The sequence below is a fragment of the Novosphingobium sp. genome, from assembly GCF_030699305.1.
Classification (GTDB): Bacteria; Pseudomonadota; Alphaproteobacteria; order Sphingomonadales; family Sphingomonadaceae; genus Novosphingobium.
Genome location: NZ_JAUYNB010000004.1, coordinates 30,514 through 53,720, shown reverse-complemented (window position 1 = coordinate 53,720; position 23,207 = coordinate 30,514). Strand labels below are relative to the sequence as shown.

The 23,207-nt window shown below is 66.0% G+C and carries 24 protein-coding genes; 14 read left to right on the top strand and 10 right to left on the bottom strand.

The window, feature by feature from the left end; genetic code table 11:
* Positions 1–18: 18 nt before the first annotated feature.
* Complete coding sequence (locus Q8Q53_RS00640) at positions 19–1,173, bottom strand: penicillin-binding protein activator (RefSeq protein WP_305699808.1); 1,155 nt, start codon at positions 1,171–1,173, stop codon at positions 19–21.
* Between the two features lie 38 nt (positions 1,174–1,211).
* Here Q8Q53_RS00640 and rsmI point away from each other — a divergent pair, with 38 nt between their 5' ends.
* From rsmI to Q8Q53_RS00620, 4 genes are all read left to right on the top strand, one after another.
* Positions 1,212–2,039, top strand: a complete 828-nt coding sequence (rsmI, locus tag Q8Q53_RS00635) for a 16S rRNA (cytidine(1402)-2'-O)-methyltransferase (RefSeq protein ID WP_305699807.1) — start codon at positions 1,212–1,214, stop codon at positions 2,037–2,039.
* Complete coding sequence (locus Q8Q53_RS00630; RefSeq protein ID WP_305699806.1) at positions 2,036–2,389, top strand: YraN family protein; 354 nt, start codon at positions 2,036–2,038, stop codon at positions 2,387–2,389. The genes rsmI and Q8Q53_RS00630 overlap by 4 nt, the downstream gene beginning before the upstream one ends.
* Before the next feature lie 116 nt (positions 2,390–2,505).
* Positions 2,506–3,486, top strand: coding sequence for a glutathione synthase (gene gshB / locus Q8Q53_RS00625; protein WP_305699805.1), 981 nt, complete (start codon positions 2,506–2,508; stop codon positions 3,484–3,486).
* A 10-nt stretch (positions 3,487–3,496) separates the two neighbouring features.
* Positions 3,497–4,096, top strand: coding sequence for a DedA family protein (locus Q8Q53_RS00620; RefSeq protein ID WP_305699804.1), 600 nt, complete (start codon positions 3,497–3,499; stop codon positions 4,094–4,096).
* Between the two features lie 175 nt (positions 4,097–4,271).
* Here Q8Q53_RS00620 and Q8Q53_RS00615 read toward each other — a convergent pair whose 3' ends face one another.
* The 4 genes from Q8Q53_RS00615 to rph are packed head-to-tail and all read right to left on the bottom strand — an operon-like array spanning position 4,272 to position 7,668.
* On the bottom strand, positions 4,272–5,168 hold the full coding sequence (locus Q8Q53_RS00615) for a tyrosine recombinase XerC (RefSeq protein ID WP_305699803.1): 897 nt from the start codon (positions 5,166–5,168) through the stop codon (positions 4,272–4,274).
* Positions 5,165–6,316, bottom strand: a complete 1,152-nt coding sequence (hemW, locus tag Q8Q53_RS00610; protein ID WP_305699802.1) for a radical SAM family heme chaperone HemW — start codon at positions 6,314–6,316, stop codon at positions 5,165–5,167. The genes Q8Q53_RS00615 and hemW overlap by 4 nt, the downstream gene beginning before the upstream one ends.
* 9 nt (positions 6,317–6,325) lie before the next feature.
* Entirely contained in the window at positions 6,326–6,955 is a 630-nt protein-coding gene (gene rdgB, locus Q8Q53_RS00605; protein ID WP_305699801.1) for an RdgB/HAM1 family non-canonical purine NTP pyrophosphatase, read from the bottom strand.
* A complete protein-coding gene (gene rph / locus Q8Q53_RS00600) occupies positions 6,952–7,668 on the bottom strand; it encodes a ribonuclease PH (RefSeq protein WP_305699800.1) in 717 nt (238 codons plus the stop codon). The genes rdgB and rph overlap by 4 nt, the downstream gene beginning before the upstream one ends.
* A 148-nt stretch (positions 7,669–7,816) precedes the next feature.
* Here rph and hrcA point away from each other — a divergent pair, with 148 nt between their 5' ends.
* Both hrcA and Q8Q53_RS00590 read left to right on the top strand, forming a co-directional pair.
* Positions 7,817–8,875 carry a heat-inducible transcriptional repressor HrcA gene (gene hrcA, locus Q8Q53_RS00595; RefSeq protein WP_305699799.1) on the top strand — a complete coding sequence of 353 codons (1,059 nt, stop codon included), beginning with the start codon at positions 7,817–7,819 and terminating at the stop codon, positions 8,873–8,875.
* 17 nt (positions 8,876–8,892) lie between these two features.
* Complete coding sequence (locus Q8Q53_RS00590; protein ID WP_305699798.1) at positions 8,893–9,471, top strand: nucleotide exchange factor GrpE; 579 nt, start codon at positions 8,893–8,895, stop codon at positions 9,469–9,471.
* Here the strand turns inward: Q8Q53_RS00590 and Q8Q53_RS00585 are convergent.
* The 3 genes from Q8Q53_RS00585 to Q8Q53_RS00575 all read right to left on the bottom strand — a co-directional run bounded on the left by Q8Q53_RS00585 (position 9,416) and on the right by Q8Q53_RS00575 (position 11,022).
* Positions 9,416–9,922, bottom strand: a complete 507-nt coding sequence (locus tag Q8Q53_RS00585) for a hypothetical protein (protein WP_305699797.1) — start codon at positions 9,920–9,922, stop codon at positions 9,416–9,418. The genes Q8Q53_RS00590 and Q8Q53_RS00585 overlap by 56 nt on opposite strands.
* A gap of 66 nt (positions 9,923–9,988) precedes the next feature.
* Positions 9,989–10,330, bottom strand: coding sequence for a hypothetical protein (locus Q8Q53_RS00580; protein WP_371136475.1), 342 nt, complete (start codon positions 10,328–10,330; stop codon positions 9,989–9,991).
* Between the two features lie 164 nt (positions 10,331–10,494).
* Entirely contained in the window at positions 10,495–11,022 is a 528-nt protein-coding gene (locus tag Q8Q53_RS00575; RefSeq protein WP_305699796.1) for a copper chaperone PCu(A)C, read from the bottom strand.
* Between the two features lie 176 nt (positions 11,023–11,198).
* On the opposite strand from Q8Q53_RS00575, the gene dnaK reads away from it, so the two are divergent.
* On the top strand, positions 11,199–13,115 hold the full coding sequence (gene dnaK / locus Q8Q53_RS00570; protein WP_305699795.1) for a molecular chaperone DnaK: 1,917 nt from the start codon (positions 11,199–11,201) through the stop codon (positions 13,113–13,115).
* A 68-nt stretch (positions 13,116–13,183) separates the two neighbouring features.
* Positions 13,184–14,329, top strand: coding sequence for a molecular chaperone DnaJ (gene dnaJ / locus Q8Q53_RS00565; RefSeq protein ID WP_305699794.1), 1,146 nt, complete (start codon positions 13,184–13,186; stop codon positions 14,327–14,329).
* Positions 14,330–14,351: 22 nt separating this feature from the next.
* Here dnaJ and Q8Q53_RS00560 read toward each other — a convergent pair whose 3' ends face one another.
* Entirely contained in the window at positions 14,352–14,960 is a 609-nt protein-coding gene (locus Q8Q53_RS00560) for a cytochrome b/b6 domain-containing protein (protein WP_305699793.1), read from the bottom strand.
* A gap of 84 nt (positions 14,961–15,044) precedes the next feature.
* Positions 15,045–17,369, bottom strand: coding sequence for a patatin-like protein (locus tag Q8Q53_RS00555; RefSeq protein ID WP_305699792.1), 2,325 nt, complete (start codon positions 17,367–17,369; stop codon positions 15,045–15,047).
* 125 nt (positions 17,370–17,494) lie between these two features.
* Here Q8Q53_RS00555 and radA point away from each other — a divergent pair, with 125 nt between their 5' ends.
* The 6 genes from radA to phaR all read left to right on the top strand — a co-directional run bounded on the left by radA (position 17,495) and on the right by phaR (position 23,194).
* On the top strand, positions 17,495–18,862 hold the full coding sequence (radA, locus tag Q8Q53_RS00550) for a DNA repair protein RadA (protein ID WP_305699791.1): 1,368 nt from the start codon (positions 17,495–17,497) through the stop codon (positions 18,860–18,862).
* A 10-nt stretch (positions 18,863–18,872) separates the two neighbouring features.
* Positions 18,873–19,427: a CvpA family protein gene (locus Q8Q53_RS00545; protein ID WP_305699790.1), complete on the top strand. Its 555-nt coding sequence runs from the start codon at positions 18,873–18,875 to the stop codon at positions 19,425–19,427.
* A gap of 2 nt (positions 19,428–19,429) precedes the next feature.
* Entirely contained in the window at positions 19,430–19,852 is a 423-nt protein-coding gene (locus tag Q8Q53_RS00540) for an iron-sulfur cluster assembly scaffold protein (RefSeq protein WP_305699789.1), read from the top strand.
* Between the two features lie 46 nt (positions 19,853–19,898).
* Positions 19,899–21,521 carry an MFS transporter gene (locus tag Q8Q53_RS00535; RefSeq protein WP_305699788.1) on the top strand — a complete coding sequence of 541 codons (1,623 nt, stop codon included), beginning with the start codon at positions 19,899–19,901 and terminating at the stop codon, positions 21,519–21,521.
* Positions 21,518–22,567, top strand: coding sequence for an alanine racemase (gene alr, locus Q8Q53_RS00530; protein ID WP_305699787.1), 1,050 nt, complete (start codon positions 21,518–21,520; stop codon positions 22,565–22,567). Before Q8Q53_RS00535 ends, alr begins: the two co-directional genes overlap by 4 nt.
* A 75-nt stretch (positions 22,568–22,642) precedes the next feature.
* A complete protein-coding gene (gene phaR, locus Q8Q53_RS00525) occupies positions 22,643–23,194 on the top strand; it encodes a polyhydroxyalkanoate synthesis repressor PhaR (protein WP_305699786.1) in 552 nt (183 codons plus the stop codon).
* Positions 23,195–23,207: the final 13 nt, after the last annotated feature.

Sequence of the window (23,207 nt, the reverse complement as noted above, 5' to 3'; positions counted from 1 at the left end):
TTTATCGGGGAGTTATCGTCAGTCCGCGAACTTGTCCGGCGCGGGGCTGACGATGGCGATGGTGCCTGCGCGCGCCTCTCGCACTTCAAGCGCGCGTTCGATCACGCCGCTGGGCGCAAACCGGAACGGCCCGTCCAGCCCCAGGAACCCGCCCCGGTCGGACAGCCGGGCGAGAGGAAACGTGGTGCCCGGCTTCCAGTCACGCGCCACGCGCACCGCCAGCAGCACGCTGTCATAGCCAAAGGTGGCAATGCGATAGGGGGCAGCATCGAACCGGCTGCGATAGCTGTCGGAAAACTGCTTGAACCGGCCATCGGAAATCGCTGCAAACCACGCCCCGCGCAAAGCCGGGGTCGTGCCGATCACGGCTTCCCCGCTCCACAACTCGGTCCCCAGAATACGCGGGCTGGCGGCCCCCGGTGCTTTCAGTTGCGGTGCGGCCAGCGCGGCAAAGCGCGCGCCATCGGCGATCAGCACGGCATCGAACCCGCCCTTTGCCTTCAGCCGCCGCGCGGCGCTGACGACCGAGGTGTTGGACCGGTCATACCCTTCGGTCTGGATCAGGGTGCCGCCCTGCGCCCGAATCGTTTCGGCATAGGCGGCGCTGGCGCGCGCGCCGTAATCGCCGGCGGGGGCGAGCAGCGCAAACCGCGCCGCACCCCTGGTCCGGGCGTAGCGCACCGTCCGGTCAATCGCGTTGCCGGGCATGGTGCCCATCACGAACACATCGCGCGCGGCCACCGCCGAATCGCTGGTATAGCTGATCAGCGGCACTTTGGCGGCGCGGGCAATGGTGGCGATCGGGGCGACGTCTTCGGCCTGCACCGGGCCAAGGATCAGCTTGTTGCCATCCTTCACCGCCCTCGCCGCCGCAGCGGCGGGACCGCCGAAGGTGTCATAAGTGGTGATCCGGATCGACTGGGCGTTGGTATCCAGCAGCGCCATCGTGGTGGCATTGGCAAGGGATTGGCCCACCGCCGCATTCGGCCCGCTCATCGGCACCAGCAATGCAATGCGGTGGCGCGCCTGATCTGTGGGCAGGGCATCGGTTGGAACCGGAACCGGGGGCGGGGGCACATCCGGCACCCCCTTTGGAATGACCTTGCACCCTGCCAACAGCACCACCGTGCCGAGCATGACGATCCTGCGCCGATCGATCCTGCCTTCGAACATCTCTTGTCGCTCCCCTAAGTCGCGTCCAATAAGCCGTCATGGACACGCCGCTTGCCCCCGGGCTCTACATTGTCGCGACGCCGATTGGCAATCTTGGTGACATTTCCCATCGTGCCGTAACGACACTGCGTGGCGTGGCTGCGGTGGCCTGTGAAGATACCCGCGTCGCGGGCAAGCTGATGCAGCACATCGGGCTGAAGCAGCGGCTGATCCGCTATGACGATCACGCCAGCACAGAAACCCGCGATCATATCCTGGGACTGGCCGCGCAGCATCCGGTGGCATTGGTCAGCGATGCGGGAACGCCGCTGATTTCCGATCCCGGCTACCGGCTGGTCCGCGCCGCGCGTGAGGCGGGAATCGCGGTCACCAGCATTCCCGGCCCCAGCGCGGTCATCGTCGCGCTGACGCTGGCGGGACTGCCGAGCGACCGGTTCCTGTTCGCCGGGTTCCTGCCGAACAAGGCCAAGGCGCGGGCCGATGTGCTGACCGAACTGGGCGCGGTGCGGGCTACGCTGGTATTCTATGAAACCGCACCGCGCCTGACCGATGCGCTGGCCGCGATTGCCGAAGTCCTGCCGGGCCGCGAAGTGAGCGTGGCGCGCGAACTGACCAAGAAGTTCGAGGAATGCCGGACCGGGACGCCCGCCGATCTGATCGCCCACTACACCGCGCAACCGCCCAAGGGCGAGATCGTGTTGCTGGTCGCCCCGCCGGGTGACGGCCCCGCCGCCGGGCTTGATCCGGACGCGCTGCTGCGCGCGGCGCTGGTCCATTCCAAAGCCTCGCAGGCAGCGGCCGAAGTCGCGCGGCTGACCGGGCTGGACCGCAAGACGCTCTATGCGCGGGCGCTGGAACTGAAGTGAAGCCGCGCGCCGTTCGCGAAGCGCAGGGGCGGCGCGGTGAGTGGCTGGCGGCGTGGTATCTGCGGCTGAAGGGCTGGCGGGTGCTGGCGCGGCGGGTGAAAACCGCGCGCGGCGAGATCGACCTGATCGTGCGCCGGGGCCGGACGGTCGCCTTTGTCGAGGTGAAGTGGCGCGAACGCACGGCAGACCTCGATTTCGCCATCGACGCCTATCGCCTGCGCCGGGTTGCGGGCGCGGCGGAGGCGGTGGCCCACAAGTATGCCCGACCGGGCGATGTGCAGCGGATCGACGTCCTGCTGCTTGCGCCGGGCCGCTTCCCGCGCCACATGGCGAATGCCCTGATGCTCTAGCGTGTCTCGACTTCGCTCGACACGAACGGCTAGGGGTTTGCAATCTCCCGCAAGGGAGCCATCCCAAACCCGTTCGTGTCGAGCGAAGTCGAGACACACAGCGCAAAGGCCAGACCATGTCACTCCGCGTTGCCGTCCAGATGGACCCGATCGAAACCATCAACATCGCGGGCGATTCCAGCTTTGCGCTGATCGAAAGCGCGCAAAAGCGCGGGCACACCTGCTTTTACTATGATGTGAAGTCGCTGGCGCTGGACGAAGGGCGGCTGACCGCGTGGGCCGCGCCGGTGACGGTGCAGCGGGTCGTCGGTGCCCATTTCACCAGGGGCGAATACCGCAAGCTCGATCTGGTCAAGGACGTGGACGTCGTGCTGATGCGGCAGGATCCGCCGTTTGACCTCAGCTATATCACCGCCACCTTCCTGCTGGAGCGGCTCAAGGGCCAGACGCTGGTGGTCAACGATCCCGAAAGCGTCCGCAATGCACCGGAAAAGGTGTTCGTGCTGGATTATGCGCGGTTCATGCCGCCGACCCTGATTGCCCGCCGGATCGAGGATGTGCGCGAGTTTCACGCCCGCCAGATTCAAAACGGTTTTCAGGGCGATCTGGTGATGAAACCGCTGCACGGCAACGGCGGCAAGGCGGTGGTCCGCATCCCTGCCGACGGCAGCAATCTGGGCGCGCTGATCGAACTGTTCGACGCCGCCTGGGTTGAACCGCATATGTTCCAGCCGTTTCTTCCCGACATCAGCAAAGGCGACAAGCGGATCGTGCTGATCGATGGCGTGATCGCTGGCGCTATCAATCGCCGTCCGGGGGAGGGGGAGTTCCGCTCCAACCTCGCCGCCGGGGGCTATGCCGAGGCCACCACGCTGAATGCCCGCGAAGAGGAAATCTGCGCCGTGCTCGGCCCGGAACTGAAAGCGCGCGGGCTGGTGTTCGTGGGCATCGACGTGATCGGCGGCAAATGGTTGACCGAAATCAACGTGACCTCGCCCACCGGGATCATGGCGATCGACAAGTTCAACGGCACCGACACCCCCGGCATGATCTGGGACGCGATCGAAGTGCGTCATGCGGCGATGGTTCGGGGCTGATCCAGGCGGCATGACCGATTGGATCCTCGAACTGATCGAGCGGGGCGGATACTGGGGTATCTTCCTGCTGATGATCATCGAAAACGTGTTTCCGCCGATTCCGTCCGAAGTGATCATGGGGCTGGGCGGGGTTGCGGTGGCGCGCGGGACGATGTCGTTCTGGCCGCTGCTGCTGGTCGGCACGATCGGATCGACACTGGGCAACTATGTGTGGTTCATGGCCGGTGAACGGCTGGGCTACCGCCGCCTGAAACCGCTGATCGAACGCTGGGGCCGGGTGCTGACCGTGGATTGGGAGGATGTGGAACGCGGCACGGCGCTGTTTCGGCGGCACGGCCACTGGATCGTCTTCGCGCTGCGCTTCTCGCCGCTGCTGCGCACGATCATCTCGCTCCCCGCCGGGCTGATCCACATGCCCCGCGTCAAGTTCCTCGCGTTCACCTTTGCCGGGGCAGCGGTCTGGAACAGCGCGCTGATTCTGGGCGGGCAGATGGCGGCGGAATTTCTGGATACGTCGAAAACGATCGCCGAATGGGTCATCGGCGGAATGCTGGCGGCGACGCTGATTGCCTATGTCTGGCGGGTCGTGACCTGGAAACCGCGCGGCTGATTTTTGCCGTGCGGACGCAACCCACTCATCAACCCCACCCCGTCCGTGCTGAGCTTGTCGAAGCACCGTTCTTTCTTCGCCCGGCTGCGGGATCGCACAAGAACAAGGACAGTGCTTCGACAAGCTCAGCACGGACGGGTTTGAGAGGGAAGTGTTGGGGTGAGGGGGCGTATAGCTAACCCTGCTCACGCGGGTGGGCATTGCGATAGACATCCAGCAGGGTCGCCGCGTCGACGCGGGTGTAGATCTGGGTCGAACCCAGGCTGGCGTGGCCCAGCAGTTCCTGCAAGGACCGCAAATCCGCGCCTGCGCCCAGCAAGTGCGTGGCAAAGCTGTGCCGCAGCGCGTGGGGCGTGGCCGATGGCGGCAGGCCCAGCACGGTGCGGGCGCGGGCGACGGCTTTTTGCACCATGCCTTGCGACAGGCCGCCGCCCTTGGCCCCGCGAAACAGCGGCCCTTCGCGGGTGAGCAGCCAGGGACACTTCGCGGCGTAATCGTCCACCGCCGCGGCGACCAGCGGCAGGACCGGCACCGCGCGCTGCTTGCCGCCCTTGCCGGTGACGACCAGCACTTCGCCCAGCGGCAACGCCGCCCCGGTCAGCGACAGCGCCTCGGCAATGCGCAGGCCCGCGCCGTAAAGCAGCAGCAGCACCGCCCGGTCGCGCGCACCGATCCATTCTTCGCTTGCCTCGTCCGCCACCATCGCCGCCAGATTGACCGCCTCGTCCGGGGTGACCGGGCGCGGGATGCCTTTCTTGACGCGGGGGCCGCGCATCCGGGGCGGGGCGGGGTCATTCATCCCGGCCTGTTCGCGGGCAAAGCGGATGAAGGCTTTCAGGGCGGAGAGTTCCCGCGCTGCAGAGGCATTGCCCAGTCCTTCCGCCCGCCGCCGCGCCAGCTGGGTCCGCAGCGCACCGGCATCGAGCCGGGCAAGCGCGCCCCAATCGTGCGCGTCCAGATTGTCGAGCAGCCGCGCCGCCGTGCTGCTATAGGCCCGCACGGTATGCGCGGACCGCCGCCGTCCTTGCGCCAGATGCGTGTGCCACGCTGCCAGCAGATCGGCGCGGGTCATGTCGCCACCAGTTCGGCGGGGACCAGTTCGCCCAGCAGCGCTTCGAGCAGCGGCATCCCGTCCGCGCTCGCCCCGATCCGCGCGCCGCGCTGCCAGACCAGCCCTTGCGCGGTATAGAATGCCAACTTGGCCGGATCGCACAGCTCTGCCGCCGTCAGCGCGAACCGTGCCGACAGGGCGGCAAGGTCCACCCCCTCGGCCAGCCGCAGGCCCATCAGCATCGCTTCCGCCGCCTGTTCGCGCTGGCCCAGCGCGCGCGCCTCCGCAATGCCGTGGCCGTTGGCGGCCATGCCCGCCAGCCAGTTTTCGGGCTTCTTGTGCCGCACCGTCGCTATGCCGCCGCGCCGCCCATGCGCGCCGGGGCCGATCCCGGCGTAATCGTGATAGCGCCAATAAGTCAGGTTGTGGCGGCTTTCCTCGCCGGGCCGGGCGTGGTTGCTCACCTCATAGGCGGGCAACCCCGCCGCCTCGGTCATCTCGCGGGTCAGCGCGAACAGATCGGCGGCGGCATCGTCATCCAGCGGCTCAAACTGGCCCTGCCGGACCATGGTGGCAAACTTCGTCCCCGGCTCGATGGTCAGTTGATAGAGCGAGAGGTGCCCGGTGCCGAAGCCCAGCGCGCGGGCCAGTTCGGCCTGCCACTGCTCCGGCGTCTGGCCGGGGCGGGCATAGATCAGGTCGAACGACACCCGGCTGAACAGGCGCTGCGCCATGTCGAGCGCGGCCAGCGCCTCATCCGCATTGTGAAGCCGCCCCAGAAACCGCAGCACTTGATCGTCCAGCGCCTGCACGCCCAGCGACACGCGGTTGATCCCCGCTGCCGCCAGCTCGGAATAGTTGCGCGCCTCGATGGAGGAGGGGTTGCCCTCCAGCGTGATTTCGATGCCGTCGGCAAAGCCCCACAGCTGCTCGGCCCGTTCCAGCAGCGTGCCCACCAGCGCGGGCGGCATCAGCGACGGGGTGCCGCCGCCGAAGAAAATGCTGTCCAGCGGCTCACCGCCCGCGTGTTCCGCCTCGAACGCCATGTCGGCCAGCAGCGCGTCTTGCCAGCGGGCATGGTCCACGGAATCGCGGACATGGCTGTTGAAGTCGCAATAGGGACACTTCGCGAGGCAGAACGGCCAGTGGATATAAAGCGCGCGGGCCATGCCCCGGTCTTACCCGCCGAACTGCTCGGCGACCAGCTTGGCGAAGGCATCGGCGCGGTGGCTGATGCGGTGTTTGTCTTCGGGGTCGATCTCCGCGAACGTTTGCGATGCGCCCAGCGGCACGAACACCGGGTCATAGCCGAAGCCCAGCTCCCCACGCGGCGGCCAGATCAGCGTGCCGTCCACGCGGCCTTCGTAGACGGCGCTGTCCCCGTCGGGCCAGGCAATCGCCAGCACGCAGGCGAAGTATCCGCTGCGGTCGACGTCCGGGCCTTGTTCGGCCAGCAGGCCTTCGACTTTGCCCATCGCCATGTACCAGTCACGCCCCGCCGGGCCTTCGAACCACTGCCGCTCCGCCCAGTCGGCGGTATAGACGCCGGGCCGCCCGCCCAGCGCCGCCACGCAAAGGCCGGAATCGTCAGCCAGCGCAGGCAGGCCGGACGCCTGCGCCGACGCCCGTGCCTTGATCAGCGCGTTTTCGACGAATGTGCTCCCGGTTTCCGCCGGTTCGGGCAGGCCCAGCGACCCGGCGGAAATACATTGCAGCCCATAGGGTGCCAGCAAGGCCCCGATTTCCTTGAGCTTGCCTGCGTTATGCGTGGCAATCACCAGCGTTTCGGAGCCCAGCCGGCGTGTCATTTGCCGACGGCCTCGCCCTGCGCGGCGAAGATGCCGTCGCAGCCGATGCGGGCCAGACGCAGCAGGCGCAGCAGGCCTTCCTCGTCATAGGTCGCGCCTTCGGCGGTGGCCTGGACTTCGGCGATCTGGCCGCCTTCGATCAGCACGAAGTTGGCATCGGCATCAGCCGCGCTGTCTTCATCGTAATCAAGGTCAAGCACCGGGTTGCCCTTGAAGATGCCGCACGACACCGCGGCGACCTTGCGGGTCAGCGGGTCTTCGGTGATTGCGCCAGCCGCCATCAGCTTGTCGATGGCGATCCGCAGCGCCACCCACGCGCCCGAAATCGCGGCGGTCCGCGTGCCGCCGTCGGCCTGAATCACGTCACAATCCAGCGTGATCTGGCGCTCACCGAGCTTCTTGAGGTCGGTCACCGCGCGCAAGGAGCGACCGATCAGGCGCTGGATTTCCTGCGTGCGCCCGCTCTGCTTGCCCTTGGCCGCTTCGCGGCTGCCGCGCGTGTGCGTGGCGCGGGGCAGCATCGAGTATTCCGCCGTGACCCAGCCTTCACCCTTGCCGCGCAGCCATGGCGGCAGGCGCTCTTCCACGCTGGCGGTGCAGATCACCTTGGTGTGCCCGAACGAGATCAGCACCGACCCTTCGGCATGCTTGGTGAAGTGGGGTTCAAAGCTGATAGCGCGCATTTCATCAGGCGCGCGGCCGGAAGGTCGCATACAATTCTCCAGTTCCTCAGAACCGTCTGCCCTGAGCTTGTCGAAGGGCCGTCCTTACTTCGTTCGCCGCAGAAAGGAAGGGCGGTGCTTCGACAAGCTCAGCACGAGCGGCTTTTAGAATGGAACGAAACACCTTAGATGTAACCGCATGGCCAGTCTCCCCATCACCGAACTCAACGCCCGCGCCCGCGAGATTTTCCGCCTGGCGGTGGAAGGCTACATCGCGTCGGGCCTGCCGGTGGGGTCGCGCACGCTGGCGGGGGCCAAGACTTCAAGCGGCGCGGCGCTGAACCTCTCGCCCGCCTCGATCCGCTCGGTCCTGCACGAACTGGAAGGGCTGGGCCTGCTGGCCGCGCCGCATACCAGCGCCGGGCGGATGCCGACTGAACTGGGGCTGCGGCTGTTCGTGGACGGTATGATGCAGGTCGCCGAACCGAGCGCGGAGGAACGCGCGGCGATCGAGCGGCAGGTGTCCCAGCCCGGCCCGATCGAGGCGGCGCTGGCGGCGACCAGCACGATCCTGTCCGACCTGTCGGCCTGCGCGGGCGTGGTGATGGTGCCGCGCCGCGACCCGCGCCTTGCGCAGTTGCAACTGGTGCCGCTGGCGCGCGACCGGGCGCTGGCGGTGATGGTCGGGGTGGACGGATCGGTCGAGAACCGGGTGGTCGAAATCCCCGGCGGGATCGCCCCCGGCGCGCTGGAGCAGGCCTCGAACTATATTTCCGCGCATCTGGGCGGGCGGACGCTGGCCGACGCGGTGCTGGCGATTGCGGCGGAAATCGCCTCTGGCCGCAGCGCGCTGGATGCCGCAAGCCGCGATCTGGTGGAGCGGGGCCTTGCGGTGTGGAGCGAAGACGCCACCCGCCGTCCGGTGCTGATCGTGCGCGGGCAGGCCAACCTGCTCGATGAAACCACGCTGACCGATCTGGAACGGGTCCGGTTGCTGCTGGAAGATCTGGAAAGCAAGCAGTCGGTCGCCGAACTGCTCGACACCGCGCGCGAGGCGGATTCGACCCGGATTTTCATCGGGGCAGAGAACCGCTTGTTCGCGCTTTCGGGCAGTTCGGTGATCGCTTCGCCCTATCGTGACCGCGATGGGCGGGTGGTCGGCGTGGTGGGGGTTATCGGTCCGACGCGGTTGAATTATGCGCGCGTCGTCCCCATGGTGGATTTCACGGCCCAGTCGTTGGGCAAGCTGATCGGATAACCGGAACTTTTTTGAACATGAACGATGATCCCAAACCGCAGGGCGACCCAGCGGTCGAAGCAGAATTGAAGGGTGTGCCGGAGGATATGATCGACCGGAACGACGATACCGCTGGCGATTCGCTCAGCGATGCGCTGGCGCAGCTGCGCAGCGATCTGGAAACCGCGAAGCAGGACGTGCTCTACGCCAAGGCCGAGACGCAGAACGTGCGCCGCCGACTGGAAAAGGACATTGCCGACACCCGCGCTTATGCCGCGACCGGCTTTGCCCGCGATATCCTGTCCGTGGCCGACAACCTGTCGCGCGCGCTGGAAGCGATTCCGGTTGACCTGCGTGAAGACGACAAGCTGAAAAGCGTGATCGCCGGGATTGAGGCGACTGGCCGCGAGATCGACAAGGTGTTCGGCAACCACGGCATCACCCGCATCGCCGCCAAGGGCCTGCCGCTGGACCCCAACCAGCATCAGGCGATGATCGAAATGCCTTCGGCCGATGTCGAACCGGGCACGGTGCTGCAGGAACTGCAGGCCGGCTACATGATCAAGGACCGCCTGCTGCGGCCCGCGATGGTGGCGGTGGCGAAGAAGCCGGACTGACCCGGCCTAATGTGCCAGTGCGGGCGGTCAGGTTGGCTACGCGGCGGATAAGCTCTCTGAAGTCCTGTGCTTTGAGCATGCGGACAACCGGGTAGTCGTCGCTGGCCGTCCGGGCGTTGGCGAACAATGCTGTCGTTTGGCCATCCAGCAGGCTGATTTTCATGGCGGAATGGACGATATCGGCCCGTACTGGCAGCAGTTCGGCAATCGCATCGGCGATCTGATCGCGCTGGCCGAAGTTTGCCTTTGCGATCAGATTGGTCCTTTCGGCTTTTCGAAATGCCTGCACCCGGTGCCCGAACGGTTCAGTGCTGCGCACGTCGCCGCATGATTGCAGAATGCGACAAACGGCGGCCTCGAGATTTGCGCACGCATCCAGAAAGTCACTGCGCAGTAGATACAACTCAACTGCGCTCAGGTCTTGTTGCTGGGCAATGTCATTGTGTTCCATAACCTTGGCATTAGGCGGAACCCGCAAATATCAGGTTAAAACAAACTGCTGCCTGAGCAAAACCGCTCAATACACCGCTCCCGGAAAGTTCACCAGCAAGTCATACGCGCGCGCACCGGACACGCCCGCGACGCTGTAACCCTGCCGCAGCAGGAAGGCGTGGCGGACGATTTCTGCTTGCTGCTCCAGCCCATACCGCTCCAGCGGCCAGCCGGGTTTCAGGACGTAATCGTATCGGCTCAGCGGATGGCGGCGCAGCACCAGGTGCCAGCGGCCGCGCGTCTGGGCCTGCCAGACGTGGGTCATTTCGTGGATGAAGTGGCCTTGCAGCTCGATCCGGGCGACGCTGAAATCATCGCAATAGGCGGCGGCGGCGGGATGAAAGTGCAAGTGCCCCATCGGGGCCATGGTTACGTGGCGCGGCTGAAACGGCAGCCAGCGCCGCCGCCGGATGCGGACCTGCCCGGTATCCAGCGCAGTGCCGAATACCGAGCGGACCAGTGCAGTTTCACCAGCGCTGAGCGGGCGTTCGCCGCCGGCCGGGCAGGATGATCGTGCAACGTCAGCCGGGATCAGTGGCCGCTCCCTTGGTCCATCCCGGCCATGCCGCCAGCCATCCCTTCACCGGCGGCCCGGGCTTCGATCTTGAGCGGGACGGACAGCTTGTCGCCGTCCGCAAAGGTCAGCGTCATTTCCGCCGTGCCGCCAGCGGCCAGCTTGTCATCGAGTTCAAACGCCATGACGTGGAGCGCGCCGGGTTCGAACCGGACCGTGCCGCCCGCGGCAACCTCGATCTGCGGGACCGCGCTCATCTTGCCGCCCTTGGTTTCGTGCATTTCCGCCTTGGCCGCGCCGTCGATCGACACGGCGGCGAGCGTGCCCGCCTTGTCGCCGGTGTTGGTCAGCGTGAAGTAGATCCCCGCCGGATTGCCCTTGACCACCGGCAGCATCAGCCGCCCTTCGGTCACGGTCAGGCCGGGCTTGGCCTCGGGCGCGGCGGTGGCTTCGGCGCTGCCTGCGGGCTGCTGCTGGCAGGCCGACAGCGCAAGGACAGCAAGACCAAGCAGGGCCGGGGCGAAGGTAAGACGAGCAGGAAGCACTGGTTTCAATCCTTTGCGATCATGAAAACGCTGGGCGCACAGCTAATGCGGCAGTGCCCTTGTGCCAAGCAAAACCGCACCTATATCCGCCCATGTCATAGAGCCGCCAAGGCGCTTCGCCGGAACCGGGAAGCAGACAAGCGCGGTGTCACACACGACCTAAGGATGGGTAAGAGATGGGTAAAGTAATCGGTATCGACCTTGGCACCACCAACAGCTGCGTTGCAGTCATGGACGGGGGCAAGCCGAAGGTTATTGAAAACTCGGAAGGCGCGCGCACCACGCCGTCGATCGTCGCCTTCACCAAGGACGGCGAACGCCTGATCGGCCAGCCGGCCAAGCGTCAGGCCGTGACCAACGGTGACAACACGATTTTCGCGGTGAAGCGCCTGATCGGCCGCCGCTTTGACGATCCCATGACCAAGAAGGACATGGAACTCGTCCCCTATACGATCATCAAGGGCAAGAACGGCGACGCCTGGGTCTCCGCAGGCGGCGAAGACTATTCGCCCTCGCAGATCAGCGCGTTCACGCTCCAGAAGATGAAGGAAACGGCGGAAAGCTATCTGGGTGAACCCGTCACCCAGGCGGTCATCACCGTTCCGGCCTACTTCAACGATGCCCAGCGTCAGGCGACCAAGGACGCCGGCCAGATCGCGGGCCTTGAAGTGCTGCGCATCATCAACGAGCCGACCGCGGCGGCGCTGGCTTACGGCCTCGACAAGAACGACGGCAAGACCATTGCGGTCTATGACCTTGGTGGCGGCACTTTCGACGTTTCGGTGCTGGAAATCGGCGACGGCGTGTTCGAAGTGAAGTCGACCAATGGCGACACCTTCCTGGGCGGTGAAGATTTCGACACCCAGGTCGTCGAGTATCTGGCCGAGCAGTTCAAGAAGAAGGAAGGGCTGGACCTTCGCACCGACAAGCTGGCCCTCCAGCGGCTGAAGGAAGCCGCCGAAAAGGCCAAGATCGAACTGTCGAGCGCGCAGACCACCGAAATCAACCTGCCGTTCATTACCGCGCGCATGGAAGGCGGGGCGACGACCCCGCTGCACCTGGTGGAAACGATCTCTCGTTCCGATCTGGAAAAGATGGTGGCGAACCTGATCGAGCGCACCAAGGAACCGATGCGCAAGGCGCTGGCTGATGCGGGCCTCAAGGCTTCGGACATCGACGAGGTGGTGCTGGTCGGCGGCATGACCCGCATGCCCAAGGTGCGCGAAGCCGTGAAGGAATTCTTCGGCAAGGAACCGCACACCGGCGTGAACCCGGACGAAGTCGTGGCGATGGGCGCGGCGATTCAGGCCGGCGTGCTCCAGGGCGACGTCAAGGACGTGCTGCTGCTCGACGTGACCCCGCTCTCGCTCGGCATTGAAACGCTGGGCGGCGTGTTCACCCGCATGATCGATCGTAACACCACGATCCCGACCAAGAAGAGCCAGGTGTTCTCGACCGCCGAGGACAACCAGCAGGCCGTGACGATCCGCGTGTTCCAGGGCGAACGTGAAATGGCCGCCGACAACAAGGTGCTGGGCCAGTTCGATCTGGTCGGCATTCCGGCCGCGCGCCGGGGCGTGCCGCAGATCGAGGTGACCTTTGACATCGATGCCAACGGCATCGTGAACGTCAGCGCCAAGGACAAGGGCACCGGCAAGGAACAGCAGATCAAGATCCAGGCTTCTGGCGGTCTGTCAGATGCGGACATCGACCAGATGGTCAAGGACGCGGAAAAGTTCGCCGAGGAAGACAAGAAGCGCCGCGAACTGGCCGAGGCGAAGAACAACGCCGACAGCCTGGTCCACGCGACCGAACGTCAGCTGGAGGAAAATGGCGACAAGATCGACGGCGGCCTGAAGGCCGAAATCGAAGCCGCCATCGCCGTAGCCAAGACCGCGATCGAAAGCGGCGACCCGGCTGAAATGACCGCCAAGACCCAGGCCCTGACCGAAGTGGCCATGAAGATGGGTCAGGCGATCTATGAAAAGGAACAGGCCGCTGCGGCCTCGCCCGGCACCGATGGCCCCGCCGCCGATGGCGACGATGTGGTCGATGCCGAGTTCTCCGAAGTCGACGAGAACAACAAGGGCTGATGAGGCGATGAAACAGGCCGCCGCCGTGCCATCCAGCGCGGCGGCGGCCTTGTTTTCGAGGGTGTGCCATGTCTCTGGATATCGACTTTTACGAGCTGCTTGAGCTTGAGCGCGGCGCGGACGACGCGAAGATCAAGTCGTCCTATCGCAAGCTGGCGATGCGCTGGCACCCGGACCGCAACCCCGGCGATGCCGAAGCGGAATCCCGGTTCAAGGCGATCAGCGAAGCCTATGAGTGCCTGAAAGACCCGCAAAAACGCGCGGCCTATGACCGGTACGGGCACGAAGCCTTCAAGAACGGCGGGATGGGCAATCCCGGCGGCGCGGGCGGCGGCCAGGGCGCCGGCTTTTCCGATATCGGCGACATTTTCGAAACGATCTTCGGCAGCGCGTTCGGCGGCGGCGGCGGCGGGCGGCAACAGACCCGGCGCGGCGCGGATCTGCGCTATGACCTGGAAGTCACGCTGGAAGATGCCTTCCACGGCAAGTCCGCTGAAATCGAGATCGACGTGTCCGCCCGGTGCGAACCGTGCGACGGGTCCGGCGCGGAACCCGGCACCGGCACGCGCCGCTGCAACTTGTGCGGCGGCCACGGCCAGGTCCGCGCGCAGCAGGGCTTCTTCATGGTCGAGCGCACCTGCCCGACCTGCCACGGGCGCGGTGAAGTGATCGAAAAGCCCTGCCGCGCGTGCGGCGGGGAAGGGCGGATCGACAAGCCGCAGAAGCTGGACGTCAACATTCCCGCAGGCGTCGATACCGGCACCCGCATCCGGCTGTCGGGCAAGGGTGAGGCCGGGCCGTTCGGCGCTCCGGCCGGTGACCTGTACATCTTCATCCACATCAGCCGTCACGCGATGTTCGAGCGCGAAGGGACCACGCTGGTCACCCGCGTGCCGATCACCTTCACCACGGCAGCACTGGGCGGAGAGATCGAACTGCCCGGCCTTGACGGCGAAGTCCACGTGATCTCGATCCCGGCGGGCATCCAGTCCGGCAAGCAACTGCGCAAGCGCGGCGCCGGCATGCCGGTGCTGCAAGGGCGCGGGCGCGGCGACATGGTGATGGAAATCATGGTCGAAACCCCGACCAAACTGACCGCCCGGCAAAAGGAATTGCTGCGCGAGTTGCAGGCGACCGAAACCGGTGACGAATGCCCCCAGTCCAAGGGCTTCTTCGACCGGATCAAGGAAGCGTGGAGCGGCCTGACCGAGTGACCGGCCGCTCCAGCTGACGGTTTCAGGCGCGGCGGCGTTCCGAAAACAGCATGAACCGCGCCAGTTCGAACCGGAACAGCAGCAGATACAGTGCATGCAGCGCCACCAGCGGCAGGATCAGGTTGCCGAACAGTTCGTGCAGCTCGCCCAGCGGGCCTTCGTCGTGTTCGCCTTCACCCGAACCGCCTTCGCCGCCCTCGTCGGCATAAGCTGGCGGGATGAGCGACGGCCAGCCTGCGGCCTGATCGTGATCCTCGTTGCCCTGCTCCCGGCCTTCGCCGCGTTCGTCGTCAAGACGAATGCTGTTTCCAACCAGTGTTCCGCCCTGATCCATCGCGATGCCGGTTCCGGCCGCCCCGGCCACGCTGGTCAGAATGGCCAGCACCAGCAGGCGTGAGATGATCGGATGGCGGATGCCGCTTTGCCCGCGCGGCGGGGCGGCGAGCGAAGGAACCAGTCGGCGCAGCTCAAACCCGCGTTTGCGCACAAGTCCCAGCACCAGCCGCAACGCCAGCACCGCAGCAACGGCATAGCCGGTCCAGGCATGGACCAGCCCCAGTTCCTCGGCCGTGAAATAGGCCAGCAGGGTCAGCCCGGCCAGCAGCACATGATAAAATCGTAGAGCTTTCATGTTCGCCTCGCGAAAGCCCCCTTCCGCAGCGGGGCCTAGGCGCGAACGGGGCGCAAACCATTGATCAGGGTCAACGATCTTGTGCTATTCGTCGTGCGCCAGCACTTCAGCCCGCAGCCCGGCAATCAGCCCCGGATCGGCGCGCAGCCGGGGTTCCTCGGCGTCCAGGATCGCCAGAAACGCCTCGCGCTTGAACCGCGCCACTTCCGCCGGATCGAGCAATTGCCCCGGCGGCAGCGCTGATGCGAGCAGGTCGATCATCCGTTCCGCCCCGTGCAGCCGCCCCCACAGGTAATCGTTTTCGCGATAGACCCGGCTGAAGAACGCTCCGAAATTATAGAACTCCACCCCGCGCAAACACAGCTGCGCGCCGCCAGCGCGGATGGAATTGCAGTCTTCCGGTGAAATCCGGTCCACCTTGGCCGGTTCGAACTCGCTGGTGCCAAGGCCGCGCAACAGCGGCAGGGTGACCGTATCGTAGAACGGAAAGCCCAGATAGGTCAGCAGGATGCGCCGCCGCAGTTCGCGCGGCAGCGGGGCAATCGCCTCGACCAGCAGGGCATCGACGACCAGATCGGTTGCCGCCAGCTGGCGGCGGCCCGCCATCGTGGTCAGCACGAGTTCGGGGGCATCGAACACCTGCCGCGCGATGTCGTGGAAATCACGCCCCAGCGCGCTGGTCGCCTCGCGGTCGAAATAGAGCGCCAGCGCGCGGAAGACGGCATCGCGTGCGGTTTCGCGCGCGCCGGGGGCGATGGCTTCGATATCCTCCCACCCTTCGGTCAGGCGCCGCGCCAGCAGCCGCAAGCGCCGGATGCGATAGCGCAGATCGTGATCGCGGAAGAACGTGATGGCCTGCGGTGATGCCCCGCGTGACAGCGCGGACAGCCGGTCCAGCCCCTGTTCCGCCAGATGGGCCGCCAGCCGCTCGGCAATCCGCTCAGTCCCGCGCAGCTGCAAATCCGGGGCGGCGGCGTGGATATCCTCGGCCAGCGCTTCGACGATCCCGGTAAACTTGACCTGACCATAGGCGTGATAGGCAAACCCGGCGCGCTCAGCCGCGGCCTGCTGCGCCTTGGCCCGCCAGGCGCTCAGCCGTTTGACCGTTGGCCGGTCGAGGAACAGGGTGCGGCCAAACAGCAGTTCGACCGCTTCTTCCACTTCCGGGCGCAGCGCATCGACGATCTGGCGCAGCGCGCCCAGCTCGCGCGAGCGGCGCTCCAGCTCCTCCAGATTGTCGCGCACGGGCTGGGCGCGCGGGATCGAGGAGAGCGACCCGAAGATGACCGGAAAGAACCCCGGCGGCCCCGGCTCACCCCGTCGTAACCCGCCGCCGCGATCAGGCCGGGGGTCGATGTAGATGAACCGCCGGTCCACCTCGCGCTGGGCGGGCCGGTCACGCAGCACCTGCATTGCTTCGGCAAAGGGCGCATTGTTCAGCACCGATCCGTCGATCAGCGCAACCTGATCGGCCTCACCGCGCTGGCTGTGTTCGGGCATGATCCGTTCGACAAACGCGGTGCGGCTGGCCCAGCCATCGCTGCGCTCAACCGCCAGCGCGTCGATCTCGGCCAGTTGCAGCGCCGGGAACGCGCCGGGGAAGCTGGCCGTGGCCCGCGCTGCAAACACCAGTTCCAGTGGTGCGGCCAGCTTGCCGCCGGGCCGCTCCGGCGTGGGCGCGCGAAAGCCAATCGACAGGCGGTGCTCGCTTTCTTCTGCCACGGCGGGGCTGTGCAGCCGCAGTTCCTGCAACCGCCCGCGAAAATCGGTGGTGGTGACGAACAGGTCCAGCGGATGGCCCGGCGGCAACAGCGGCGCGTCGGTTTCACTGGTCGCCATCGCTTCGAGCGCTTCGGCCAGCAGCCGGGAAAAGCCCAGTCCGCCAAACGGCGGTTCGAACCAGCGGGAACGGATCAGGCGTGACAGCTTGGCCCGCACTTCGCCGCGCGTCTCGGGCGCGACGCTGGAGGAAACCGCGTTGCCGGGGCGTTTCAGCATCCAGTAGACCAGCGGCATCGCCCAGAACTTGGTAACGCGCGAAAAGGGGCGGGCATCGGGATCGATCAGCACGTCGACGTCGGCGCGTTCCAGCCACAGCTCGGTCAGCGGTTCCAGTGACTGGCCGGAATGGATCGCCTGGGCCAGGAACACCCCGTTGATCCCGCCCGCGCTGGCCCCGGCGATGATGTCGGGCAGCACCCGCAGGCGCAGGCCGTGGTGCCGCTCGATCGTGTGCAGCAACCGGCGATAGACCGCTTCGCTGTCGCCTTCGGGCGGCCCGACATCGTCATGCAGCGCGCGGCTGGCACGGGCCAGCTTCCACAGCTCCTTGGTGACGCCGTGCATATAGACGGCCAGGCTGACCCCGCCGTAGCATACCAGAGCGATGCGAAGTTCCTTCTGCCGCATGGACTTGCTTGTGGCAGATAAAGATGACCGGCGCCAATCCATCTAGGGCGGGAAAATGCGGCCCTGAGCGAAAATGCGCGGGCAAGGCGCTTGCGTTCCGCTTTCGTTCCAACTATCGCAGGGGCATGGCCAAGCCCAAACGCCGATATATCTGTTCCGCCTGCGGCAATGAAAGCAACCGCTGGCAGGGGCAGTGCCCCGATTGCGGGGAATGGAACACGCTGGCCGAAGAAGCGCCGCAGACGGTGTTCTCGCAAAAGCATCACCTGTCCTCAGGCGGGCGGGCGATCCGGTTCGAACCGCTTGACGCACCCGGTGAAACTCCGGTGCGGCGCACCACCGGCCTGCCAGAGTTTGACCGTGCGCTGGGCGGGGGCCTCGTGCCGGGGTCTGCCATCCTGATGGGCGGGGAACCGGGCATCGGCAAATCGACCCTGCTGCTCCAGGCCACCGCCAAAGTGGCGCTCAGCGGCGGCGCGGCGGTTTATATCAGCGGGGAGGAAGCCGCCGGGCAGGTGCGGCTGCGGGCCGAACGGCTGGGGCTGGCCAAGGCCCCGATCCAGCTGGCGGCGGCAACCTCGGTGCGCGATATCCTGACCACGCTGGGGCAGATGGAACCGCCCGCGCTGCTGGTGATCGATTCGATCCAGACGATGCATTCCGACCAGATCGAAGGCGCGCCGGGCACGGTCAGCCAGGTTCGCGGCTGTGCGTTCGAACTGATCCGCTATGCCAAGGAAAACGGCACCGCGCTGGTGCTGGTCGGGCATGTGACCAAGGACGGCAGCATCGCCGGTCCGCGCGTGCTGGAACACATGGTCGATGTGGTGATGAGCTTTGAGGGCGAACGCAGCCACCAGTACCGCATCCTGCGCAGCCTGAAGAACCGCTTCGGCCCGGTCGATGAAATCGGCGTTTTCGCCATGGAAGGGCAGGGGCTGACCGAAGTCGGCAACCCGTCGCTGCTGTTCCTGTCCGGCCGGGATAACCCGGTCGCGGGCAGTGCGGTGTTCCCGGCGATGGAGGGCACGCGGCCGGTGCTGGTCGAAATCCAGGCGCTGATCGTCCGCCTTGCCAGCGGCGCCACCCCGCGCCGCGCGGTGGTGGGCTGGGACAGCGGGCGCATGGCGATGTTGTTGGCGGTGCTGGAAGCGCGCTGCGGCCTCAGCTTTTCGAGCGCCGAAGTGTATCTCAACGTTGCGGGCGGATACCGGCTGGCCGATCCGGCGGCGGATCTGGCGGTGGCCGCCGCGCTGGTCTCCGCGCTGGCGGACAAGCCGCTGCCCGCCGACGCGGTGTGGTACGGCGAAGTATCGCTGGCCGGGGAAATCCGCCCGGTGGCGCATTCCTCGATCCGGCTGCGCGAATCCGCCAAGCTGGGGTTTGCGCAGGCATTCGGACCCGGCGATCCGCCGGAACGGACCGACGGCGCCCGCTACAAGGGATTGTCGGTGCTGCCAAATCTCGTTGACCGGATCATGGCCGGGACCTAAATCCGGGAGCATGACGGGTTTTGACATTGCCGTGCTGGTCCTGATCGGGATGGGTGCAATCACCGGCTTCCTGCGCGGGTTCGTGCAGGAAGTGCTGGCGCTGTCGGCATGGGTCGTGTCGATGGTGGCGATCCACAACCTTCACACCCCGCTGACCGAGGGGCTGGTGCCGCATATCGGGACCGAATCCGGCGCGGCGGTGCTGGCCTTTGCCTTGCTGCTGCTGGTCCCGTTCGCGATTTTCAAGCTGCTCGCCGCCCAGATGGGAGAGGCCAGCCGCAATTCGGTGCTTGGTCCGATTGACCGGCTGATCGGGTTCGGGTTTGGCGCGATCAAGGGGGCGTTGATCACCGTCATCGGCTTTTCGGTGCTGGTGCTGGGCTATGACACCGTCTGGGGACCGGGCGGCCGGCCGGACTGGATCAAGCTGTCGCGCAGCTATCCGTTCGTCAACGCGGCGAGTTCGGAACTGGTCCAGATGATCGCCGAACGCCGCAGGGCTGCGGCTGAGGAAGAGGCCCGGTTGCTGAAAGAAGATGAAGCCCGTTCGGCCAAGCGGGACTGAGCATGGCCTCTGCCGCGCGGCTCTATTCCGGCGAAGTGCTGGCGCTGGCGACCAGTCTGGCCAATTGGCCACTGACCGCTGACCTGCCGCTGACCGGCAGCGCGCGCTCCCCCGCCTGCGGCAGCACGCTGACGGTCGGGCTGGACCTTGATCCCGCCGGACAGATCGCGCGGATCGGGATCAAGGCGCAGGCCTGCGCGATCGGTCAGGCCGCTGCCGCGATCTTTGCCGCTGCCGCCCCCGGTGCCGACCGGGTGGGCGTCGCCGCCGCGCTGGCTGCGCTGGAACGCTGGCTTGTCGCAAGTGGCGCGCTGCCTGATTGGCCGGGACTGGCCGCAATTGCTCCCGCGCGCGATTTTCCCGGCCGGCACGGCGCGATGCTGCTGCCGTGGCGCGCCGCGCTTGAGGCGCTTCCCACGGCCTGAAACCCTCGCTAGAGCAGGCACAAACTGAACCAATCGGGGGATTTTCATGGCCGAACCGGCGCAGCACGTCGAACCAACCGCATCGGACATGCGGCTGGTCATCACCGCATCGTCGATGGGGACCGTGTTCGAATGGTATGATTTCTTCATCTACGGCACGCTGGGCGTGATCCTGTCGAAGACGTTTTTCCCGACCGGCAACGCCACACTGGAAATGCTGCTGTTCTGGCTGGTCTTCGCGGTCGGGTTCGGCTTCCGTCCGCTGGGTGCAGTGCTGTTCGGCTATCTGGGCGACAAGCTGGGGCGCAAGTATACCTTTCTGGTCACGGTGACCCTGATGGGGATTGCCACTGCGGGGGTCGGGCTGGTCCCATCGGCTGACACCATCGGTTACTGGGCCCCGGCGATCATCATCGTCCTGCGGATTCTGCAAGGGCTGGCGCTGGGCGGCGAATATGGCGGCGCGGCGATCTATGTTGCCGAGCATTCACCGTTTGAAAAGCGCGGCTATTTCACCAGTTATATCCAGGCCAGCGTGGTCGGCGGGTTCGTGCTGAGCCTGATCGTGGTGCTGGGCTGCAAGGCCGTGATGAGCCCGGAAACCTGGAACGACTGGGGCTGGCGCGTGCCGTTCCTGCTGAGCATCGCGCTGCTGGCGATCTCGCTGTGGATGCGCTTCAAGCTGTCGGAAAGCCCGGTGTTCCAGGCAATGAAGGAAGAGGGCGAGATCGCGGGCAACCCGTTTGTCGAGAGCTTCACTTATCCGGGCAACAAGAAGCGCATCGCCATCGCCCTGTTCGGGATCGCCGCGGGCCTGACGGTGATCTGGTATACCGCGATGTTCAGCGGGCTGTCGTTCCTGAAATCGGCCATGCATGTCGAGGATACGACGGCGGAAATCATCGTCGGCATTTCGGCGCTGATCGGCATGGGGTTCTACCTCTATTTCGGGCACCTGTCGGACCGGATCGGCCGCAAGCTGCCGATTGTGGTTGGCTATGCGCTGACGCTGGCGCTGCTGTTCCCGACCTATTGGTTCATGGGGGCAGTGGCCAAGAACCCGGCGCAGAGCGCGGCGATCGAATGGACCCTGCGCGGCCCGGCCTGCGATTATAACCCGTTCGCCACGGTGCAGGAATCCAGCTGCGGCAAGCTGATGGGCGATTTCGCCGGGGCGGGCGTGACCTATACGCTGGAACAGGGCGCGGCGCTTGAACTCGTGACGGCTGAGGGCAAGGCCTATCCGCTGGGCAACCTCGACTGGACCGACGCCAAGATCCGCAAGGCGCAGATCGAGGAACTGGTCGGCAGCACCGTGTTCAACTTTGAAAAGCACAAGCCGTCGCTCACGCAGTCGGCGCTGATCGTGGCGGCGCTGCTGGTGCTGATGGCGCTGTCGGCGGCGACCTATGGCCCCGTGGCCGCGCTGCTGGCGGAAATGTTCCCGCCGCGCGTGCGCTATAGCTCGATGTCGATCCCCTATCACATTGGCACCGGCTATTTCGGCGGGTTCCTGCCGTTCATTGCCAGCTATATCGTCGCGCGGACCGGCGATCCCTATGCCGGGTTGTGGTATACGTGGGTGGTCGTGCTGATGGCGCTGCTGGTCGCGATGTGGGGCCTGAAAGGCGGCTTGCCGCGCGACTATGCCGATGATCCCGGCAAATGACCGGGCCTGACGCTCCGGCGTCCCCGCTGCGGCTGACGATCGATACCGCCGCGCTGACCGCCAACTGGCGGGCACTGGACCGGCGCTCCGGGGCGGCGCGTGCCGGGGCGGCGGTCAAGGCGGATGGCTATGGCGTGGGCGCGGCGCAGGTTGCGCCGGTGTTGCAGGCTGCGGGTTGCAGCGATTTTTTCGTCGCGCACTGGGGGGAAGTGGCCGCGCTGGCCGCGCACGTTCCCGCCGCCCGGATCGCCGTGCTGCACGGACCGCTCACCCCCGCCGATTCGGCCTATGCCCGCGCGGCCGGGGTTCGGCCGGTAATCAACTCCATCCAGCAGGCGCAGCTGTGGCGCGCGGGCGGGGGCGGGGTGTGCGACCTGATGGTCGATACCGGGATCAACCGGCTGGGCGTCAGCCTGAGCGAACTGGACGATCCGGTGATCGCCGGTCTGACGGTCGATGTGCTCCATTCACACCTTGCCGCGGCAGAGGAACCGGACAACCCGCTTAACCGGCTGCAACGGGAGCGCTGGCAGGCCGCGCGCGCGCTGATCCCGCACCGCCGCGCGGCGCTGGCCAACAGCGCCGGGATTGCGCTGGGCCAGGACTATCACGGCGATCTGACGCGCCCCGGCCTGGCGCTCTATGGCGGGGTGCCCTGCGCTGCGCTGGCCGGGCACATCCGGCAAGTGGTTCGCCCGCAGGCCGCAATCATGCAGGTGCGTGAATTGCAGCCCGGGGACAGCGTGGGCTACAACGCCACCTTCACCGCCGCCGCCGCGATGCGGGTGGGCGTGGTCAGCGTCGGTTATGCCGATGGCTATCTGCGCTGCTGGTCGGACAAGGGGGTGCTGCGCAGCGGGGAACGGGCGCTGCCCGTGCTGGGCCGGGTGTCGATGGACATGACGGTCGTGGACCTGACCCGCGCCCCGGACCTGCGCGAAGGCGACTGGCTGGAGATCGACTATGATCTGCCGCAAGCCGCGCAGCGCAGCGGGCTTTCGCAGTATGAACTGCTGACCCTGCTGGGGCGCCGGTTTGCCCGCTGAGTTGCGGTGCAAAGCTTATGTTGCGTTGCCGTTGCTGCAAGTGCTAACATTGCAGCAGAGAGCAGGGGACACGGCATGAGCGAGGGCAAGGGCGATACGGTCGTCATCAAGAAATACGCCAACCGGCGGCTGTATAATACCCAGTCATCCAGCTATATCACGCTCGATCATCTGGCGAAGATGACCCGTGAAGGGATCGACTTCAAAGTGCTCGATGCGAAAAGCGGCACTGATATTACCCATCAGATCCTAACCCAGATCATCATGGACGAAGAAAGCACTGGTGGTGAGCAGATGCTCCCGGTCAATTTCTTGCGCCAGCTGATTTCGATGTATGGCAATTCAATGCAGGGACTGGTCCCGCATTATCTTGAAGCATCGATGGAAAACTTCAGCTCGAATCAGGCCAAGCTGCGCCAGGCGTTCGAGGACAGCCTGGGCAACAACCCGCTGGCCAAACTCGCCCAGCAGAACATCGCGATGTTCAAGGCTGCGGCAACGGCGTTCATGCCCGGTCTGGGTGAAACCAAACCCGTCACCCGCGATCAGGAACAGGACAGCGAAATCGCCGCCCTGCGCGCGCAAATGGCGGAAATGCAAAAGCAGCTCGACAAGCTGGGGAAGTGATCAAACCGGGCAG

Excerpts from the sequence above, each read along its gene's own strand:
- Q8Q53_RS00540 (WP_305699789.1), top strand. The coding sequence starts at position 19,430 with ATGGCCTCTGCCGCGCGGCTCTATTCCGGCGAAGTGCTGGCGCTGGCG.
- radA (WP_305699791.1), top strand. The coding sequence starts at position 17,495 with ATGGCCAAGCCCAAACGCCGATATATCTGTTCCGCCTGCGGCAATGAA.
- phaR (WP_305699786.1), top strand. The coding sequence starts at position 22,643 with ATGAGCGAGGGCAAGGGCGATACGGTCGTCATCAAGAAATACGCCAAC.
- Q8Q53_RS00560 (WP_305699793.1), bottom strand. The coding sequence starts at position 14,960 with ATGAAAGCTCTACGATTTTATCATGTGCTGCTGGCCGGGCTGACCCTG.
- gshB (WP_305699805.1), top strand. The coding sequence starts at position 2,506 with ATGTCACTCCGCGTTGCCGTCCAGATGGACCCGATCGAAACCATCAAC.
- Q8Q53_RS00585 (WP_305699797.1), bottom strand. The coding sequence starts at position 9,922 with ATGGAACACAATGACATTGCCCAGCAACAAGACCTGAGCGCAGTTGAG.
- rdgB (WP_305699801.1), bottom strand. The coding sequence starts at position 6,955 with ATGACACGCCGGCTGGGCTCCGAAACGCTGGTGATTGCCACGCATAAC.
- dnaJ (WP_305699794.1), top strand. The coding sequence starts at position 13,184 with ATGTCTCTGGATATCGACTTTTACGAGCTGCTTGAGCTTGAGCGCGGC.
- Q8Q53_RS00555 (WP_305699792.1), bottom strand. The coding sequence starts at position 17,369 with ATGCGGCAGAAGGAACTTCGCATCGCTCTGGTATGCTACGGCGGGGTC.
- Q8Q53_RS00640 (WP_305699808.1), bottom strand. The coding sequence starts at position 1,173 with ATGTTCGAAGGCAGGATCGATCGGCGCAGGATCGTCATGCTCGGCACG.
- Q8Q53_RS00545 (WP_305699790.1), top strand. The coding sequence starts at position 18,873 with ATGACGGGTTTTGACATTGCCGTGCTGGTCCTGATCGGGATGGGTGCA.
- hrcA (WP_305699799.1), top strand. The coding sequence starts at position 7,817 with ATGGCCAGTCTCCCCATCACCGAACTCAACGCCCGCGCCCGCGAGATT.
- rph (WP_305699800.1), bottom strand. The coding sequence starts at position 7,668 with ATGCGACCTTCCGGCCGCGCGCCTGATGAAATGCGCGCTATCAGCTTT.
- alr (WP_305699787.1), top strand. The coding sequence starts at position 21,518 with ATGACCGGGCCTGACGCTCCGGCGTCCCCGCTGCGGCTGACGATCGAT.
- Q8Q53_RS00590 (WP_305699798.1), top strand. The coding sequence starts at position 8,893 with ATGAACGATGATCCCAAACCGCAGGGCGACCCAGCGGTCGAAGCAGAA.
- Q8Q53_RS00620 (WP_305699804.1), top strand. The coding sequence starts at position 3,497 with ATGACCGATTGGATCCTCGAACTGATCGAGCGGGGCGGATACTGGGGT.
- hemW (WP_305699802.1), bottom strand. The coding sequence starts at position 6,316 with ATGGCCCGCGCGCTTTATATCCACTGGCCGTTCTGCCTCGCGAAGTGT.
- Q8Q53_RS00615 (WP_305699803.1), bottom strand. The coding sequence starts at position 5,168 with ATGACCCGCGCCGATCTGCTGGCAGCGTGGCACACGCATCTGGCGCAA.
- Q8Q53_RS00535 (WP_305699788.1), top strand. The coding sequence starts at position 19,899 with ATGGCCGAACCGGCGCAGCACGTCGAACCAACCGCATCGGACATGCGG.
- Q8Q53_RS00580 (WP_371136475.1), bottom strand. The coding sequence starts at position 10,330 with ATGGCCCCGATGGGGCACTTGCACTTTCATCCCGCCGCCGCCGCCTAT.
- rsmI (WP_305699807.1), top strand. The coding sequence starts at position 1,212 with ATGGACACGCCGCTTGCCCCCGGGCTCTACATTGTCGCGACGCCGATT.
- dnaK (WP_305699795.1), top strand. The coding sequence starts at position 11,199 with ATGGGTAAAGTAATCGGTATCGACCTTGGCACCACCAACAGCTGCGTT.